Source organism: Mycoplasmopsis bovirhinis (genome assembly GCF_900660515.1).
GTDB classification, from domain to species: domain Bacteria; phylum Bacillota_I; class Bacilli_A; order Mycoplasmatales; family Metamycoplasmataceae; genus Mycoplasmopsis; species Mycoplasmopsis bovirhinis.
In genome coordinates this window covers 287,997-307,103 of sequence record NZ_LR214972.1, presented here as the reverse complement: position 1 = coordinate 307,103, position 19,107 = coordinate 287,997, and the positions used below count along the sequence as shown (strand labels likewise).

General features: G+C 26.8%; 22 protein-coding genes. 14 read left to right on the top strand and 8 right to left on the bottom strand.

Annotation, left to right across the window (positions count from 1 at the left end):
- Positions 1-1,653, bottom strand: coding sequence for a DAK2 domain-containing protein (locus tag EXC44_RS01280; RefSeq protein WP_129621220.1), 1,653 nt, complete (start codon positions 1,651-1,653; stop codon positions 1-3).
- Complete coding sequence (locus EXC44_RS01275; protein ID WP_129621217.1) at positions 1,646-1,948, bottom strand: hypothetical protein; 303 nt, start codon at positions 1,946-1,948, stop codon at positions 1,646-1,648. Before EXC44_RS01275 ends, EXC44_RS01280 begins: the two co-directional genes overlap by 8 nt.
- 113 nt (positions 1,949-2,061) lie before the next feature.
- Between EXC44_RS01275 and recO the strand changes: the two genes are divergently transcribed.
- Positions 2,062-2,733 carry a DNA repair protein RecO gene (recO, locus tag EXC44_RS01270; protein ID WP_129621214.1) on the top strand — a complete coding sequence of 224 codons (672 nt, stop codon included), beginning with the start codon at positions 2,062-2,064 and terminating at the stop codon, positions 2,731-2,733.
- A gap of 149 nt (positions 2,734-2,882) precedes the next feature.
- On the opposite strand, the gene EXC44_RS01265 is transcribed toward recO, so the two are convergent.
- The 6 genes from EXC44_RS01265 to EXC44_RS01240 form a co-directional block, all read right to left on the bottom strand.
- Positions 2,883-3,020 carry a restriction endonuclease subunit S gene (locus tag EXC44_RS01265; protein ID WP_223213747.1) on the bottom strand — a complete coding sequence of 46 codons (138 nt, stop codon included), beginning with the start codon at positions 3,018-3,020 and terminating at the stop codon, positions 2,883-2,885.
- 189 nt (positions 3,021-3,209) lie between these two features.
- Positions 3,210-3,719: a Fic family protein gene (locus EXC44_RS01260; RefSeq protein WP_129621211.1), complete on the bottom strand. Its 510-nt coding sequence runs from the start codon at positions 3,717-3,719 to the stop codon at positions 3,210-3,212.
- Between the two features lie 233 nt (positions 3,720-3,952).
- Positions 3,953-4,165 (bottom strand): hypothetical protein, encoded by a 213-nt coding sequence (locus EXC44_RS01255; protein ID WP_129621208.1) that lies wholly within the window; start codon positions 4,163-4,165, stop codon positions 3,953-3,955.
- A 95-nt stretch (positions 4,166-4,260) separates the two neighbouring features.
- A complete protein-coding gene (locus tag EXC44_RS01250; RefSeq protein ID WP_129621205.1) occupies positions 4,261-4,455 on the bottom strand; it encodes a restriction endonuclease subunit S domain-containing protein in 195 nt (64 codons plus the stop codon).
- Between the two features lie 102 nt (positions 4,456-4,557).
- Positions 4,558-5,448: a hypothetical protein gene (locus EXC44_RS01245; protein ID WP_129621202.1), complete on the bottom strand. Its 891-nt coding sequence runs from the start codon at positions 5,446-5,448 to the stop codon at positions 4,558-4,560.
- Positions 5,448-6,365 (bottom strand): RluA family pseudouridine synthase, encoded by a 918-nt coding sequence (locus tag EXC44_RS01240; RefSeq protein WP_129621199.1) that lies wholly within the window; start codon positions 6,363-6,365, stop codon positions 5,448-5,450. Before EXC44_RS01240 ends, EXC44_RS01245 begins: the two co-directional genes overlap by 1 nt.
- A 46-nt stretch (positions 6,366-6,411) precedes the next feature.
- Between EXC44_RS01240 and ffh the strand changes: the two genes are divergently transcribed.
- The 13 genes from ffh (at position 6,412) to EXC44_RS01175 (ending at position 19,107) form a co-directional block, all read left to right on the top strand.
- A complete protein-coding gene (gene ffh, locus EXC44_RS01235) occupies positions 6,412-7,761 on the top strand; it encodes a signal recognition particle protein (RefSeq protein WP_129621196.1) in 1,350 nt (449 codons plus the stop codon).
- 312 nt (positions 7,762-8,073) lie between these two features.
- Complete coding sequence (locus tag EXC44_RS01230) at positions 8,074-8,544, top strand: transcription antitermination factor NusB (RefSeq protein ID WP_223213443.1); 471 nt, start codon at positions 8,074-8,076, stop codon at positions 8,542-8,544.
- Entirely contained in the window at positions 8,545-8,973 is a 429-nt protein-coding gene (locus tag EXC44_RS01225) for a hypothetical protein (RefSeq protein ID WP_120160918.1), read from the top strand. It begins immediately after the preceding gene.
- A complete protein-coding gene (locus EXC44_RS01220) occupies positions 8,973-10,130 on the top strand; it encodes an aminotransferase class V-fold PLP-dependent enzyme (RefSeq protein WP_120160920.1) in 1,158 nt (385 codons plus the stop codon). Before EXC44_RS01225 ends, EXC44_RS01220 begins: the two co-directional genes overlap by 1 nt.
- A complete protein-coding gene (locus EXC44_RS01215; RefSeq protein ID WP_129621193.1) occupies positions 10,120-10,551 on the top strand; it encodes an iron-sulfur cluster assembly scaffold protein in 432 nt (143 codons plus the stop codon). The genes EXC44_RS01220 and EXC44_RS01215 overlap by 11 nt, the downstream gene beginning before the upstream one ends.
- On the top strand, positions 10,535-11,776 hold the full coding sequence (locus tag EXC44_RS01210; RefSeq protein WP_129621190.1) for a Y-family DNA polymerase: 1,242 nt from the start codon (positions 10,535-10,537) through the stop codon (positions 11,774-11,776). The genes EXC44_RS01215 and EXC44_RS01210 overlap by 17 nt, the downstream gene beginning before the upstream one ends.
- An 8-nt stretch (positions 11,777-11,784) precedes the next feature.
- Positions 11,785-12,858, top strand: coding sequence for a nicotinate-nucleotide adenylyltransferase (locus tag EXC44_RS01205; protein ID WP_120160927.1), 1,074 nt, complete (start codon positions 11,785-11,787; stop codon positions 12,856-12,858).
- Entirely contained in the window at positions 12,858-13,601 is a 744-nt protein-coding gene (locus EXC44_RS01200) for a pseudouridine synthase (protein ID WP_129621187.1), read from the top strand. Before EXC44_RS01205 ends, EXC44_RS01200 begins: the two co-directional genes overlap by 1 nt.
- Positions 13,594-14,046: a large conductance mechanosensitive channel protein MscL gene (locus EXC44_RS01195; RefSeq protein ID WP_129621184.1), complete on the top strand. Its 453-nt coding sequence runs from the start codon at positions 13,594-13,596 to the stop codon at positions 14,044-14,046. Before EXC44_RS01200 ends, EXC44_RS01195 begins: the two co-directional genes overlap by 8 nt.
- 118 nt (positions 14,047-14,164) lie before the next feature.
- A complete protein-coding gene (locus tag EXC44_RS01190) occupies positions 14,165-15,451 on the top strand; it encodes a glucose-6-phosphate isomerase (protein WP_129621181.1) in 1,287 nt (428 codons plus the stop codon).
- Between the two features lie 64 nt (positions 15,452-15,515).
- The gene (gltX, locus tag EXC44_RS01185) at positions 15,516-16,916 is read left to right on the top strand and encodes a glutamate--tRNA ligase (protein ID WP_129621178.1); all 1,401 of its coding nucleotides are present in this window, start codon (positions 15,516-15,518) and stop codon (positions 16,914-16,916) included.
- Positions 16,916-17,302, top strand: a complete 387-nt coding sequence (locus EXC44_RS01180) for a DUF1934 family protein (RefSeq protein ID WP_120160939.1) — start codon at positions 16,916-16,918, stop codon at positions 17,300-17,302. The genes gltX and EXC44_RS01180 overlap by 1 nt, the downstream gene beginning before the upstream one ends.
- A gap of 146 nt (positions 17,303-17,448) precedes the next feature.
- Positions 17,449-19,107: a ribonuclease J gene (locus tag EXC44_RS01175; RefSeq protein WP_129621175.1), complete on the top strand. Its 1,659-nt coding sequence runs from the start codon at positions 17,449-17,451 to the stop codon at positions 19,105-19,107.

Below are 19,107 nucleotides of genomic sequence, written 5' to 3'. Positions count from 1 at the left end.
TTATTCAACTCCTATAAGATAATGGTAATTTGGTTGATTACCATTATCTATTTGCACTTCAATATCATAACGAGATTCAAGGTAATTAGCCAATTCTTGGGCATTTTGTTCTGAACCATCTTCGCCATAAAAAATACTAATTATCTCACTTGAGCCTTTAATCATTTTAGTAGTTAAATTACGTAAAGCTTGTTTCTCGGTTTTTGAAGCTGCAATTATCTTACCATTTAAAATTGAAAGATAATTGCCTATTTCAATATTAATACCATTAATTGTGGTATTTCTAACGGCAATTGTTATCTCACCTCAAGCTACTTCATTTATTGCATCGTGCATCATTTCTTGGTTATCTTCAAAGTCTAATTCTGGGCTAAAATTCATAACAGCACTTAAGCCTTGAATTTGACTCTTAGTTGGGATAACTACAACATTTTTATCATCAACGACTTGCGCAGCTTGCTGTGCTACTAAAATAGCATTTGATGAATTAGGTAAAACAAAGACAGTATTAGCATTAACGCTATCAATAGCGTTAATGATTTCTTGTGCTGAAGGGTTCTTAGTTTCACCTGCTTCAATGACAAAATTAGCACCTAGTTCATGCATTTTATCGATTAAACCTTGACCAATATTACATGAAACTAAACCACATTTTTGGCGATCTTCCTGGTTTTGAGCTGATTTAAGTTTTTGTGAATTAGCTTTAGAATTATTAGCTTGGATGCTCATATTCTCTGATTTAATTTTAATAAATTCCCCGTAAGTTTGTAATAAGTTTAAAAAATTACCTGGGGTTTTGGTATGACCATGAACTTTTAAAATATTTTCATCATTAACTATAACTAATGATGAAGCTAAAACTTCTAAAGCTGGAGTTAATGATGTTTTATCAAATTGCTCTGGGTTATTTAAATCAACTAAAACTTCGGTACAATACCCAAATTCACCTTCGTACACTTCACTATCACTAATAAACAATTCAATATCTTCAGCTTCTGAAGATATTTCAACAAAACGATCATTTAAAGCTTCATTGAATCCATAAAAGATCTGGTATAAACCTTCTCCTCCTGAATCAGTTACTCCTACTTCTCTTAAGATTTTAAGTTTATTAGGGGTCTCATCACAAGCCTTACGGCAAAATCTTAAAATTGTGCCAAAGACTTCTTGAATATTGATACTATGATCTTCAAGTTTTGTTTTATATTCTTTAGTAATAGCTTCAACAGTTTCACGAATAACTGTTAAAATTGTTCCTTCAACTGGTTTAAAAACTGATTTATAAGCTCTATCTACTGCGGCTTGTAATGCTGCAAGAAAATCAGCTAAACTTAAAAATTCTTTGCCCTCTGAGCCTAAAGCAAATCCTTTAAAGATTTGACTTAAAATAACTCCTGAATTCCCCCTTGCTTCGTAAACCATAGCAAGTGAAATTTGTTTAGTTACTTCAGAAATTGAAGTCATTTGATCAACTAACTTCATTTTAGGAACAATTGCTGCAATTGTCGAAGCCATATTAGTTCCTGTGTCACCATCAGGAACGGGAAAAACATTTAAAGCATCAATTTTATTTTTAGTATTTTGCAAGGCATTAGATCCACTGATCATTGCCCTTGCAAAAGTTTGGGCATCTAAAAAGACGGGTTTATTCATAAATTACCCCCTTAATGGTAATGGTAAGATTTTTGAGTTTTTGTTTTTGTAATTTAAATTGGTAAGTTAATTTCTGATGAATTTCAGAAATTAATTCAGCAGCATTAATACCAGCTAAAATGGAAATGCAAGCTTGAAAGCTTCAAATATTATCTAATTGATATACAACAATTAGATCACTTATTTCCATACGGGCTACTACATTAATGGTATGTTGTACTGGATGAATTTCCTTGATACCAGGAGTGGAAGTTAGGATATTAATAAATAATTCTTTGACTTGGTCTATGTGCATAAATCCTCTTAATAAATTTATCTTTTAAAAATTACATATTTATAAAATATGCTTATAATTTAATATTATAAATTATAATTATTTTTTAACAAATATATTAAGGGGATTTTATTGTGCCACTAACTAGTATTAAAGCGATTGTTTTAAGTATTAAAATAACTAATGATAATAATCATGTAGTTAGTTTTTTTACAAACTATGGAGTTTTAAAACTAGTAGCTAGTGGCATAAATAAACCTTTGTCAAAAAATAGGGCTAATTTACTTTTAGGTAGCATTGTTGAATTAGAATATTTTCCAGCTAGATTAAAAAATAAAACGGGCAGGTTGAAAAAAGCTGTTTTATTAGAAACATTAGATATTAAACCAATTCAAAATATTTATTTTTTTAATGCAATTAAAAAAATCTTTTTAAATATTTTTGAAATTAATCATTTATTTGATTTATACTTAAAAATTTTTAAATATTTAAACAAAAAAAATAATTATAAAATTTTAACATTTTTTTATGCTCAAAGTTTATTTTATTTTGGGATTAAACCAAACTTTGAGGCATGTGCTATTTGTGATTCGCAAAGAAACTTAGTTAGTTTTGATTTTTATGAGGGTGGGTTTATGTGTGCTTTACATGGTCAAGGTCAACATATGAGGGTAGAATATTTAAATGCTATATGAGCATCATATCATGATTTAAAAAAATATTTAATGATTGTTGATGATAATTTAGATTATAACTTGCGAGCTTTATATAAATCTTTAATTATTGAAGCCGGGTATTATATTTAAAAAAGGATTTAAGTTGCAGAGGAAACTTTTAATAAGTTTTAAAATTAATAAAACAAACATCCATAATGTGGATGTTTGCTTAACTTACCTTATTAAAACTTAAAAGTTTATTTCGGTAATATTCATATTGTTTTTGCCGAAGGTTTATTTTAGCTGGCAGAGCTTGAAAAATTGTCTAAGATTGCAGCTATTTTATTTTGGAGTGATAGAGGTGGGATAGGGATATTTAGGTTATTAACAACATCCATAGATAATGCAGGGATTGTTGTACCATGTTTTTGCTCCATTAAATATTCTTAATTACATAGTATAAATATTTGTAATCAAGAATATCATTACATTCACTTATAACGTATTATATAGTTTAATAATACTCATACTAATTTTTACATCTTCAACCATTTCTTGATTTTCATTACTAATATTGGTGTTTTTAATATTTTTAATTAAAAACTTGTTCTTAAACTCACAATAAATTAATGTTCCTTTTTTAGTGATTTGGTGGTTTTACAAGATAAATCAATTGTGTTTTGATTAATAAATTGTTCTAATGGTTCTTTATCTTTTGTTTGATAATAGTGTAATAAAACTAATTTAAAATCTTTATTATTTGATAAAGTAAGATTAAATAATTTATTTTCTTGTAATAATGCTTTTTGAATAAGCATAGTTGCTGTGCGTTTATTACCATCATTAAATAATTGCTCTCTGGCGATTAGTAATGGCAAAGTTAATAAATCATCTTGTTTAATAGTGTCTTTTAACATTTCTTTATATTGATATTGCGATAATAATGGTGGAATATATTTACTCCCTGAAACATAAATGTTTCTAGTGCGATAATAACCATTTCCATCAATTAAAGCATTCATTAAGATTTCATGTAATTTTAAAATTGTACCTTTGTTAATTTTTAAATTTTGATATTTGCTATTAATGTACTCAATTACTTCTTTGAAATTAATAATTTCATATATTTCACACATATCTTTTAATGAACTAATATCATTAAAAGCATCTTTAAATATTTACTCTGTTTCTTTTAGCGTAAAAGTATTACCTTCAATAGCACACGATGAATACTTTAGCAAAATAGCGATCTCATCAAATTGTTTTTTATTCATTTTTGTTAGTTTCATAAGTTTTAAACTTCAGTTTAATACTTGTATATAATTTATCATAAATTATCTTAAATAATTAAAAAACAAGATTTTTTTGATTATTTTTCTAAATCTTGTTTAATTAATAATCTAATATATTGTGAGCGACTTAATGAAAGTGTATTTGATCTTTTAATTAGCTTTTGAAATAACTCATCATTAATTTCAATTTTCATTGTTTTATTTTGTAGGATAACTTGTTTGCGAACTAAAGTAGCCATATCAAACCATTCAATTGCATAATAAAGAAATCTGCTATTGATAAATTTCACATTTGAAATAATACTGCTAAATGAGAAACTACATAAGAATCATTGGTATTAAAATTGTTTTAAACCTTTAATACCTTCTTGATCTAGATAGTCATTTATACACTAAAATCTACTGACTTTTTAACTTGCCCTACACCAGCAGTGCTGCAAAAAAGATATTTTCCATTTGTATAATATTGTTTTTTCTGTGGTGCTGAATTACCAGCTGTTACAACTGCAACTTCATTTAATTTTTTATACGTAAGATCATTAGGACATAACTCATTAATAAGCTTTTCTATTTTATTCATATTCCTTACTTAATAAATTATTTAATATTATAACAATGTTTTGTAAATATTTAAGAGCAAAAAGATAAGTAATAACTCAGGAACTTTTTTCCTGAGTTATAATTATTGGTCTTCTTGTTTTTTAGTATGGTTGTAAATTAAGTTAGCTAATTCTTCTTTGGTCATTTGTTCAAAACCAAAGATATTTAATTTTTCAGCCATTCGATTTAATTGCTCTTTTGGCAATTCTAGAATTTTTTCAATCGCTAAATCTTTCTGGGTTTTTTGAGTTGGTTTTGTTTCTTTTGTTGCATCATTATAATCTTGATTAGAATTTTGTTCTTTATTTTTAAAAACTTCTTGATTCATCATGCCAAAAGGATTATTGTTAAAATTTCCATCTTGCATGTTTTTGTTAATTTGTTCTAAGAATACTGCACTATCTTTTCTAAGTTTTTCAAGTACAAAAAATCTTTTGATTGATGTAACATTTCTTGCGATAAAGAGAAGTTGAAAAGTACTTAAAACTAAAACACAAATTCTAACTACTAAATCAACGACGTTAAATTCGCTATTTAAAGTAAAACTTTGAGTTGTTAAAAGCAAAATTAAACCAATAAGCGAAAGAACTCCGTGAAATTTTGAAAAAAATAAAGCACCACTTGAAAGATGGATAAAGTTATTTTTTTTATAAGATTTTTTAACTGAACTTAAGGTAAAAGAAATTGTTAAAGCTGGTAAGAGTGCTGTAATTAACATTGATAAAAAGACGCTAGTGATTCAAACTCTATCATAATTAGTACCAGTTGGTGGGTTAGGTAAGCCTTTTTCATATTCTTTATAAATTTCAGTTCATTGAGTTTTATTAGCTAAAATATGTAGCGAAGGCACAATTGCTAAAATAGTAATTAGTGATCAAAAGATAATAAAAAGTATGATTCAAATTCTAAAATGTTTTTTTTCATTACTTCAAAGGTTATTTAAATCTAATTCTTTTTCATTAATTCTAAACATTATTCTCCTTTAATAAATTCCTCATAATTATACTCTGCTAAATTAAATTCAGAAGGGGGAAAGGAATAAAATTTCATTTCTTTCTTTGTTATAGGATGCTCAAATTCTAATTTATAAGCATGTAAGTATTGTCCAAATTCACTGATTTTTTTGTTATACATTGGATCTCCATAAATTGGATTTCCAATGTATTGTAAATGAACCCTAATTTGGTGGGTTCTTCCAGTTTCTAATTCACATTTTACTAATGATTTAGGTTTATTATCAAGATAAAAACTTTTAAGAAGTGTAACATTAGTAATTGCAGCTTTTGAATTAATATTTGTCACTGTATGTTTTTGTCTATCTACATGATGCCTACCAATAGGCAAATTCAATCTTAAACGTTTATCTTCTAAAATTCCATCGCATATTGCAATATATTTACGGTTAACTTGGTGTTGAGCAAATTTTTCCGATAAAATGCGGTGCACTTCATTAGTTTTTGCAATTAATAATAAACCACTAGTATCTTTATCAATCCGGTGCACAATACCAGGGCGCAATAACCCATTTTCATTTGATAAATTATTTTTAAAATGGTATAAAAGACCATTAACTAACGTACCTGAATCATGGCCTGGGGATGGGTGAACAACTAGTCCACTAGGTTTTTCAATTACTGAAAGATATTGATCATCATAAATAATTTTTAAATCCATTTTTTCAGGTTTAATATCAACAACTCGATCAATTAGTTTTATAATTTTAATTTGTTGTCCTTCACGGACTTCAAATTTTGGCTTTAAAACTTTCATTTGGTCAACAAAGACTAAACCTTCTTGAATTAAAGCTTTTATATCTCTGCGCGAAATTTTTGAGTTATTTGAAATATATTTATCGATACGTTCTCTATATTCTACTACTAATTCTATCATTAATGATATTATAACAAATTTATTATAGTTATGGTAAAATTAAACTATGTTAGGTTTTTTAGAAAAAAGAATGCAAAAGACACTTGAGAAAGTGTCTAAAAAAATCCAATTAAATGAAGCAGATATCCTTGAAATTACAAGAGATATTAAATTAGCTCTTTTAGAAGCTGATGTTAATTTAAAAGTTGTTAAAGATTTTATCAACAATGTTAAAGAAAAAGCTTTAAGCGATCCAAATTTAAAGAAGTTAAATCCTTCACAATATTTTATTAAGATTTTACATACCGAATTAGTTAAAATTTTAGGTCATGAAGGTAGTGAATTCAAAATAACAAAAAAACCATACATCATTATGATGTGTGGTTTACAAGGTTCTGGAAAAACTACTTCTAGTGCAAAATTAGCTTATTATTTAAGAAAGAAAAAATTTGTTGAAAAGCCTTTAGTTGTAGCAGCTGATATTTATCGTCCAGCTGCTGTTGATCAGTTAGTAACCTTAGCTAAAAGTATTCAAGTTGATTATTATGAGCAAGGTGTCAATGTTCCAGTTGATGAAATTGTTGAAAATGCTTTAATAAAAGCAAAAGAAAATAATAATGATTTAATTATCATTGATACAGCTGGTAGACTTTCAATTGATGAACCATTAATGGATGAATTATTTAGAGTTAAAAAAATAGCTAACCCTAGTGAAATATTTTTTGTAGCTGATGCAATGTCTGGGCAAGATATTATTAATGTTGCAACTAAATTTAATGAGAAATTAAAGTTAACTGGAACTATTATTAACAAACTTGATTCTGATGCTCGTGGCGGAGCATCACTAAGTTTAAGATATATTTTAAACATCCCAATTTGCTTTATTGGTACTGGTGAGAAAGTTTCTAATTTAGATTTATTCCATGCTGACCGTATGGCTGATCGAATCTTAGGTATGGGTGATGTGCTTAGTTTAATTGAAAAAGCACAAGATGTTATTGATCAAGATAAAGCTACCCAAATGGTTTATAAAATGTTTTCGGGTGAATATACTTTAGATGACTTATTAGAACAAATTCAGCAATTCCAAAATTTAGGTAAATTTGGCAAGATCTTAAAAATGCTACCAGGCAATTTAGCTGATAAAATTAACAATGATCAAATTGACAAAGCAGAATCAAAGATGCATTATTTTAAAATCTTAATGTCATCAATGACTAAAAAAGAGCGTAAAAATCCAAAATTATTGCGCCAAGCATCACGTAAAGAAAGAATTTTGAAAGGAAGTGGACGAAGTGCCCAAGAATTTAATAAATTAATGTCAGATTATGATGCAATGGTGAAACGAATGAGTGAAATGGGTAAAAAACTTAAAGCAAATGGCGGAGGGTTTGATCCAAAGATATTTGGATTTTAACTTTAATTAAAAAACAAGAAATATGATCATTTGTTGTTTATACAAGAGAGAAATATTCAGATTTTGTCTGAATATTTGTGAGTCATCAAACCCTATTAGGCGAATTTTTAAGACAAATTTTAAATTTTAGTTTAAAACTTTAAAATGATGGTATAATATTATTACCTTATTTTAAATTTATATTAAAAACTATTTATTTGTCAGTAAGATTAAAAAACTAGATATATTCTAGTTTTTTAATTTATATATATAATAAATATCCCTCAATTAATATATAATATTAATATTATTTACATTATAGATGGAGGAACAGTGGGCAAAAGAACAAGAAAGCAAAAAACTATGCGCCAAAAGCGCATTGATGTTATTTCTGAAATTTACACTTGTGAACTATTAGAACAAAAATTAGACTACCAAAAAATATCTTTAGAAAATTTATCACTTGATATTTTAGAACTTAGAAGATTAAAAGAAATAGAACAAAGATATGATTTTATTGTAACAGTCTTTAAAAAAATAATTAATACCGAATGAGACTGACAAAGAGTTAGTCCCTTAGTTAAAGCTATTTTAATTAATGCTGCTAATGAATTTTGAACTATTGAACCAAAGATTGTAATTAATGAAGCTGTTGAAATTACAAAGTTATTTTTTAATACCCCTGAAGAAGACGGAATTGAGCGTATTGAAAATCGAATTTATAAATTTGTTAATGGTCTTTTGGAAAACTTTTATAAATTCTTAATTAAACTAGAAGCACAAGTACAAACCCAAGCAAAGTAAATGAATATTTTTCAAGTATTTTATTTTAGGAAATTAAAAAAACGACTTTGCAATATTTTAGATGCTTTTATTGAATTAAAAGTTTTTAATTCAGCAGTTAGAAATGTAACTTTTGATTTAGATCCAAAAGTGCATTTTAAATTAAATAGTTTTATTAACCATCTTTTTTCTTTATTTGAAAAATTTATCGTTCAAAATATCAATAAAGAGCTATTTTATAATTTTATTACTTTTTTTATTTACCACCAAGTTGCCAATAATAATATCTTTTGAAACAGGATTGAAACAGAAGTTGATTTAACAAATAAAAAAACTTTAATTGACTTTAATAGCCAAAAAAGAGATTATTACTACTTATTTTTAGATGAATTAAAGAAACTTGATAATTATAACTTTCATTTAAGAACTATTTTAAGGAATACTTTATAATGAATAAAGAAATAAGAGCGCAATTTCCAATTTTAAAAGATATTATTTATTTTGATAGCGCAGCTTTAGTTTTAAAACCATTAATTGCAATTAATGCAATTAATGAATTTTATTTAACTAAATCAATTTCATCTCGCACTGTTGATACACCACTTGGAAGTTTTATTAATCAAAAAATTACCGAAGTTAGGCAAAAAGTAGCAACTTTAGTTGATGCTAAATTAACTGAAGTTATCTTTACTAGCGGGACAACTGAATCAATTAATTTATTTGCTCGAATGTTTGGAAGACTTTTAAGTTCTGAAGATGTTATCTTATTACATGCTTATAATCATTCTTCAAATATTATTCCATGGATTGAAATAGCTAAAGAAACTAATTCAAAAGTTATTATGAGCAATGATTTAATTAATGATTTAGAGCAACATTCAAATGTTAAAATAGTTTGCTTTAGCCAAGAAACAAACAATTTTGCACAAGATTTTGATTTGGCATTAATTTATCAAAAAGCTAAAGAAAAAGGGGCATATGTATTAAATGATGCAGCGCAAGCAATAAGTCATTATAAAGTATCATTAAAGTTTAGTGATGTAATTGTTTTTAGTACTAATAAATTTTACGGACCTACTGGTCTTGGACTTTTAATTATTAAACAAGAGTTATTAAGTCAACTTTCTCCTGTTAAATATGGTGGAGGAAGTGTTGATGAAGTCAAAGGTACCTTAGAATGAAAGTTAAAAAAACATATTAATGCCTTTGAACCAGGAACTCCAGATTTAGCAGGAATTTATATGTTTGATAAATCGCTTGATTTTTTTAATAGTATTGGATATCAAAAAACACAAGAAATTTTACTTAATTTATCATATTACTTACATGATAAATTAAGTAAACTTGATAATATCGAAATTTTTTCAAAACCAGGTGATTATATTTGTTTAATAAATGTAAAAAAAATTAATCCCCAAGATGTTGCAACATATTTAGGTTCGAAAAATATTTATACAATTTCAGGGATTTTTTGTGCTCAATATTTACGCAATTTACATTCCACATATTCATATTTAAGAATTTCTTTAGGGATTTATAACACTTACCAAGATATAGATAAATTAGTTGCTGAATTGGAAAAAGGAGGTGATTTTTATGCATTTTAATCCTAATCAAGCTCGCGAGATCATTATGGCTCATTATAAAGAGCCAAAATTTAAAGCTAAGCTAGAAGCTAATTTTCAAACTTACTTTTCAACAACTTGTTCTGATAAATTACAGCTTAGTTTAAAGTTTGAAAACAATTACTTAACTAAGGCTAAATTTGATGGTCATGGGTGTGCTATTTTTGTGGCTTCAACTGATATTTTGTTAGATATATTATTAAATAAATCTAAAACAGAAATTTTAGAAATTATTAGTTTATATACAGAATTTTTAAATGATCCTTCAAAATATACTCAAGAAACAATTAAAGACCTTGCAGGTCTATGAGTGTTTTTTAATGTTAAAAAACACTTAAGTAGACTTAATTGTGCTTTATTAAGTGCAAACTCAATTAAGGAAGAAATTGAAAAAACCTTATAGTTTTATTTTTCATATTGACTTTGATAGTTTTTTTGTAAGTGCGCTAAGAACAATTTATCCAGAATTAAATAATAAACCTGTTGCTATTGCTAAAAGTTCAGTTCATGCCGTTGCTGAATCAATTAGTTATGAATTACGTAAGCTTGGTTTTAAAGCAGGACAAAAAATTTATGAAATTAAAAAACTTGAACCTAAAACTATTGTAGTTGAGTCACGGTATGATGTTTATAACACAATTTCAACTGAAATATTTAACTATCTTAAAACTAAGTATTCAAGTAATTTAGAAATAGCTTCAATTGATGAATGTTATATCTTTTTTAATTATAAAACTTTGCAAAGTGAGCAACAAGCTTTAGATTTAGCAAAACAAATCCAAAGCCAAGTATTAAAAAAATTCAAAATACCAATTTCAATTGGAATTTCAACTACCAAATTTTATGCTAAAATGACTACTAATATTTCTAAACCTTTTGGCATTGGATTAACTAATAAAGATAATTATAAAGAGCGCTTTTTTGATTTAGATATTATTAAATTTCATGGTATTGGCGATAAATTAGCTCAAAAATTAAATAAAATTGGAATTTATAAAATTAAAGATTTTTATAACTTCGATTTATCTAATTTTTTATTAAAATCTGTTTTAGGTACAACAGCATATAAGTATTATGATGCTTTAAATATTGATTTTCAAGACAAAATAAACCAAGAAGATCAGCTAAAAGGAATTGGCAATGAAGTAAGCTTTGCAAATGCTTCTAATGATGAAAATCTTATTTATAATGCACTTGATGAAATGGTTAAAAAAGTTGCTAGTAGACTTAAACACTATGAAAAAGTTGGAAATAATATTAGCCTTGTAATTAGAATTCCAACTAAAAATTGGGTTTCTAAGAACATGCAACTTGATTATAATTTAAGTTCATATCAAGATATTAAAAAACATGCATATTATCTTTATCAGCAACATTTTGCTGATAAAGAAATTTTAGGTATTGGTGTGAGAATTTCAGGTTTATTAGAAAGTTATAATAATTATCAAAAAATTAGTTTGTTTGATAAAAACTCAAAAAAACTTTCGCAAGTAGATATGATTATTTCAAAACTAAAACACAAAACTAAGACAAACAAAATTTACACATTAAGTGATTACCAAAAGGTTAAAAACCGTAAAAATAGATTTGGCAATGATCCTTTAGGTAGTGTAATTTTTAAAAAATAGAGGTAAAGATGAAAATAGGGATTTACGGTGGTTCTTTTGATCCAATTCATAAAGGTCACATAAAATTAGCCAACTATGTAATTAACGAATTACAGTTAGATAAATTATTAATTGTGCCTAATTATAGTTCTCCATTTAAACATAAAACTATTTCACCACAAGACAAAGTTAATATGATTAACTTAGTTTTAGAAGTTAAAATGGAGCTTTGTGATTTTGAAATTAAACGTAATAGTACAAGTTATACTATTGATACAGTAAAATATTTAAAAAATAAATATCCTAATGATGAATTATATTTAATTATTGGTTCAGATAATTTAGTTAAATTAGATAAATGAAAAGATATTGATTTAATTAGTAAATTGACAAAAATAGTTTGTTTAAAAAGAACAAATAAAATTAATAAATTAAATCTTAAAAAATATCAAGGGATACTTTTAAATAATCCTATTTATGATTATTCATCAACAGATTATAAAAAAGGATATTTAGATTTAGTCGATTTAAAAGTTGCAAATTATATTCAAGCTAATGGTTTATACCTTGAAAAAATTATTCATAATTCACTTACTGCTTTAAGAGCAAAGCACTCTATGGCTTGTGGTGCTTTTGCTGCTGAGTTAGCTAAAGCCCACGGTTATGATGCTAAAAAGGCATATTTGGCGGGTATTATGCATGATATTGCTAAAGAATGAAGCGAGCAAGCATCAAGAGAATTTTTAGCTGAATATGCCCCAGAATATGCAAATGTGCCAAAACATTTTTTACACCAACATTGCTCTGCAATGTGAGCAAAACATGGTTATTTATTAAAAGATCAAGAAATTATTGATGCAATAAATTGTCATACTGAAATGAAAGAGGAAATGAAAGCCTTAGATAAAATTTTATTTATTGCTGATAAAATATGCCAAGGCAGAAAATTCCCAGGGATTCAAAAAGTTCGCCAGCTTTGTTTTGAAGATTTAGAACAAGGTTTTGCTAAAGTTGTTAAAATAACTTATCAATTAAATATATCCAAAGGGGTTATATTTAGCAATGAATCTTTAAAACTTTACCAAAAACATATGGAGAAATAATGCAAAAGCAAAGATTACAAAAAATCCTTTCTTTAGCTGGAGTAGCTTCAAGGCGTGAAGCTGAAAGCTTAATTTTACAAAAAAGAATTAAAGTTAATGGTCTTGTAGCCAAACTTGGTGATAAAGCATCTTTTAATGATGAAATTTTATTAGATAATAAACCAATTACTCACCCGCAAGAAAAAGTGTATTATGTCTTAAATAAACCTCCTAAAACTATATGCACTTTAAAAGATAACTTTCAGCGAACTTTAGTTACAGACCTAATTGATTCTCCATACAAAGTTTTTCCTGTTGGAAGATTAGATTATGATACAACTGGGGTATTATTAATTACTAATGATGGAGAATTATCAAATAAGTTATTACACCCTAAATATCAAATCTTTAGGGTGTATCCAGCAAGGTTAAATGAGCCATTATCTAGACAAGAATTAAAAGAATTAAATAAGCCTGTTTATATTAATAAAACTTTAAGTAAGCAAGATGTTTTAGCCATTGCTGATGCACCTAAATCATATTTAGTAGTTTTATCACAAGGAACTTATCACCATGTCAAAGAATTATTTAAAATAGTGAATAAAACAGTGCTTAATTTAAAACGAATTGAATATGCAGGAATAACTGTTGATAAAATGCCTCTTGGCACATTTCGTAAATTAACCTTAAAAGAAATAAAAGATTTAAAAAATTTAGTTCGCATACAAGAAGAAAAACTCAATAAGGAGTCTAAATATGATTAAAAAACACTTAAGTAAAAAAACTTTTAAAAATGCTTTTGATTTTATTAAAAAAGGAAATATCTTATTTTTAGCAGTTGCCTTTTTATCTGGGGTTGTGTTTAATGCTGTTATTTCATCTTTAGCTAATGATATTATCATGAGCGCAATTTCAGAATTAATTGGTAAAAAAGAACTTGAAAATTGAAAAGTTGGTGGAATGCTAATAGGTAAGTTTTTAGGGACTTTAATTAACTTTGTTATTGTCACTGGTGTTTTATTTGTGATCTTATTTTTATATTTTTATGTTAAAAACTATCGAGAATATAAAAAACCACCAGTGATAAAACCTCAAAGTCAACCAGCTCCAACTGTTGATGAAATGATCTTAGAACAACTACGTGAAATAAATAAAAAACTTTCAAACCAACCTGAAAATAATCAAAATAACGAAGCAAAACAAGAGTAAAAACAAACCAAAAATTTGGTTTGTTTTTCTTTATAATTTAAAGAACTGAAATTTAAAAAGTGTTATAATTAAAGCATCATTAAAATTTAGCAATAATGTTTTTATTTAGGAAGGAAATATGAAAAAAATATTTTTAAATTTAGAAAATGCGATTTGTCAAAAAGAAATTTTAAAATACCAAGACAAAGTTACCAAAATCAATGCTGCAATGGATTCATTTACTTCAGTGGGAGCAGACTTTTTAGGTTGAAAAGATTTACCTGAAAATATCAATCAAGCTGAATTAAAAACAATGAAAGAAGCAGCTCAAAAATTACATCAGCAAAATATTGAACTTTTAGTAGTTATTGGAATTGGAGGCTCATACTTAGGTTCTAAAGCTGCTTTGGATTTTATTCAAGGTTTATACCCAGGTAAATCAAGAAAAATGGAAGTTATTTTTGCTGGAACTTCAATTAGCTCAAGTTCCTTAAGCCAACTTTTAAAATATGCTGAAGGTAAAAAGTTTGCCATAAATGTTATTTCTAAATCAGGAACAACAACTGAGCCAGCAATTGCTTTTAGATTCTTTAAAAATTTATTAGAAAAACAAGTAGGAGCATTAAAAGCTTCAGAATTAATTTTTGCAACTACTGATGCTAAAAAAGGAACCTTATTTGAATTAGCAACTCAAAAGAATTACCAAAAATTTGTTATTTTAGATTCAATTGGAGGGAGATTTAGTGTCCTTTCACCAGTAGGATTATTCCCATTAGCTTGTGCTGGAATTAACATTGATGAAATTTTAGCAGGAGCTAAAGAAGCTAATGAATTATATAAAGATAGCTCATTAGAAACTAACGATGCATACAGATATGCAGTTGCAAGATATTTACTTGGAGAAAAATTCCAAGCTGAAATGTTAGTAGCATATGAACCAAACTTTGCTTATTTTAATGAGTGATGAAAACAATTATTTGGAGAAAGTGAAGGAAAAGAGCAAAAAGGATTATTACCTACTTCAGCAGTATTTTCAACAGATTTACACTCACTTGGTCAATTCATTCAAGAAGGCTCAAAAGTGTTATTTGAAACAGTTTTAAGTGTTAAAAATCCTCAAGTTGATTTAACAATTCCTCATGACCAAGAAGATTTAGATAAACTAAATTACCTTGAAGGAAAAACTGTGCATTTTGTTAATAATGCAGCTTTCCAAGCTACAATGGATGCACATGTACAAGTTGGGAATGTGCCTAATATTCACATTTTACTTGAAGATTCAGCAGAACGTAGCTTTGGTTGACTTGTAATGTTCTTTGAAAGAGCTTGCGCTATTTCGGCTTATTTATTAGGAGTTAATCCATTTAATCAACCTGGTGTTGAAGTATATAAAGCTAATATGTTCAAAATCTTAGGTAAAAAATAATTAAAATTAAACTCCATTTTCTGGAGTTTATTATTACTTATTTTTAGAAAATAAAAGGAGGAAAATGAAAAAAATCCGTACTAGATATGCACCAAGTCCAACAGGATATTTACATATAGGAGGTGCTAGAACTGCATTATTTTCATATTTATTTGCCAAACACTATAATGGTGATTTTATCTTTAGATTAGAAGATACTGATATAAAACGAAATGTTGAAGGTGGTGAAGCTTCGCAATTAGATAATTTAGCTTGATTAGGAATTGTTCCTGATGAATCACCACTTAAACCAAATAAAGAATATGGCCCATACCGCCAAAGTGAAAAATTAGAACGTTATAAAGAAATAGCACAGCTTTTATTAGATAAAAACTTAGCATACAAAGCTTACGATACAAACGATGAATTACAAGCACAAAAAGACGAAAGTGAAGCTAAAGGAATTCCAAGTTTTAGATATGACCGTAATTGACTAAAAATTTCAGAGCAAGAAAAAACAAGAAGAGATCAAGCTGGTGAATATTCAATTCGTTTTGCAATGCCTGAAAATCAAGAATATACATGAACTGATATTGTTAGAGGAGTTATTTCATTTAATTCCTTAGATATAGGAGATTGAGTAATTATTAAATCTGATGGCTATCCTACGTATAATTTTGCTGTTGTTATTGATGACTATGATATGCAAATTACTCATATTTTAAGAGGAGAAGAGCATATTGGTAATACTCCTAAGCAAATAGCTATTTATAATGCTTTAGGATGAAGTAAGCCAACTTTTGGTCATTTAACTATTATTACTAATATGGAAGGTAAAAAACTGTCAAAACGTGATACATCTTTAAAACAATTTATTGAAGATTATAAAAATGAAGGTTATGTTCCAGCTGCTATTTTCAACTTTTTAACCTTACTTGGTTGAACTGCTGAAGATGCTAAAGAATTAATGTCTAAAGAAGAAATTATTGCTAACTTTGATGAAAATAGATTAAGTAAGAGTCCTACAAAATTTGATATTAATAAAATGCTTTGATTTTCAAAGCAATATTTTAAAAATCAAAGCAATGAACTAATTTTAGCTCAGCTTAATTTAACTAATTTTTCAAAATCAAAAGAATGAATTGAACTATTTTTAGATACTTATAAACAAAGCTGTGCTACTTTAAATGAACTTAAAGATAATTTAAATAATTTACTCGTTAATAAAATTGAGAAATTTGATTTTGAACCTGAAGAACTTAATGTTATTAAAAAATTTAAAAACTTGCTTTTAGCTTGTGATTTTAATATTGAAAATATTCAAAATTGTATTGATAATACAGCGCAATTATTAAATGTTAAAGGTAAAAAACTTTTTCTGCCAATTAGGAAAGCTACAACATCGCTTGAACATGGGCCAGAGCTTGCCAAAGCAATTTATTTATATGGAAAAGAGCTAGTATTTAAATCGCTAGAACAATATTAATGAAATTAAATTTTAAATCTTTAATTAATCAAAATGATGAACTAAAAACAATTCAATTTACTGTCCCAGTTGAAACACACCATAATGATACATTTAAAGTATTTGTTTTTGATGAACCAAATACAAATACTAAAAGCATGATTGAAGTTTCTGAGCAAGAAATTAATATTCACACTAGCACTTCTTCAATTTTTTTAAAGTATAATCAAGAATTTGAATTTAACTATGTAGTTAATGATCAAGGTAAAGAATTTTTATTACCTTGTATTACTAATTGAACAGAAAAAGAATTTAGTGATAATAAATTTGTCTTTAAATATTTTTTAAAGACAAAAGATACCCATATTGGTGAATTTGAAATAACTTTAGAACTAACAGATAATTAAAAGTACCATCAGGGTACTTTTTATAAACTGTTAATTTAAAGGTATTAATTTTTGTAATCGTGATATAATACAAAATAACAAAGTTAGTAAATTAATTTTTGTAGATACTATTTATATTACAATAATAATTTAAACATAGGAGACTAATGGAAAATGTTAGAATATTTGCCCTTGGAGGGCAAGATGAAAATGGCAAAAACAGCTATGTTTTTGCTTATAACGAAGATTTATATTTAATTAATTGTGGCGTTAAAATACCAGTTAATTCTGAAAATGGAGTTGATACTTTAATTCCTAATTTTGAATATTTAGAAAAAAATAAAAAAAATTTTAAAGGTGTTTTCATTAGTGATATAAGAAATGAAAGTTTTTCAGCTTTACCATGACTTTTAATGAAAATACCTGGTTTAAAAATTTATACTTCAGAATTTAGTAAAGATATTATTATTGAACGTTTATCAAAATATAATATTAAACCAACTAGTTATAAAATTATTGTTTTAACTAAGAAAAAGAAAATTGGTGATATTTATATCCAACCAATTTCTTTATCAGGAAGTGTCCCTGGAAATTTAGGATTTAGTTTTATCACTAAAACTGGAGATTATGTTTTTATGTTTAATTACATTGAAGGGGATTTAGGGATTTTTGGTAGATCATGGTTTTTACATCTTCCAAAATTATTTTCTAAACGGAAAGTTAAAGCTTTAATATCTGATGCTGGAAAAACTAATTTTGCGGGAAAAGCAAATGAACGAGCAAAGTTACCAGAAAGTATTTTGAATAGTTTTAGAAAAGCAAAAAAGAACGAAAGAATTATCTTTGGATCTTTTAGTGAAGATATGTTTTCGTTGCAATTAGTTTTGGAACTAGCTTTAAAACATAACCGACCTGTTGCAATTTATGGTAAAAGCTATTGAGATTTACTTGAAACAACTCAAAAAATTTTGGTAAAGCAAAAAATTATTTTAGCTTTACCAAAATTAATTTATTATAAAGATATTTCTAAATATGAAAATGCAGTTGTTTTAGTAACAGGAAGTGCCGAAAGATTATACAACCGATTATTAAGAATAGTAGTTGGAGAAGATGTTTATTTAAAATTTAAACCAAGTGATCATTTTATTATGAATACACCTTTAGTAAATGGTCTTGAGTCACTTGTTAGTTACACTTTAGATGAAATTGCAAGAATTACTACCAATGTCACTGAAGTATCAGATTCACATTATTTTTATGCTCGACCTTTTCGAGATGATATTTTTAGCTTAGTAAAAAACTTAGCGCCTGAATACTTTTTACCAGCTCAAGGATTATTTAGATATTTAACTGACTGTGCTAATTGAGTTGACAGTATTGGGGAGAGTAAAACTAAATCAATTGTACTTTTAAATGGAAAAATTTTGCATTTTGTAGACGGTGTTAAATTCTCTCAAAATGCGAAAATTAAAGATGTAAAAGATGTCATTATTGATGGCTTTGGAGTAGGAGATATTTCTTCTGAAGTTATTGCCGAGCGTGAAGTTTTAGGACGGGAAGGAGTAATTATTATTAATGCTTTATATAATCCTAAAACAAGGCAAATAGTAAGTCATTTGAATATTAAAAGTGTTGGAGTTGTTGACGAAGCTAAAATTAATTGATTATATGATTTAATTAAACAAATTGTGATTGATTTAATTTCTGAGCGCAACTATGCTTCAATGTACGAAGTAAATGAAAAAATTAGGAAAACAATTCGCAAAAAAATCTTTAAATTAATCGACAAAGATCCACTTGTTGCTTTAACCTTAACCCAGGTATAA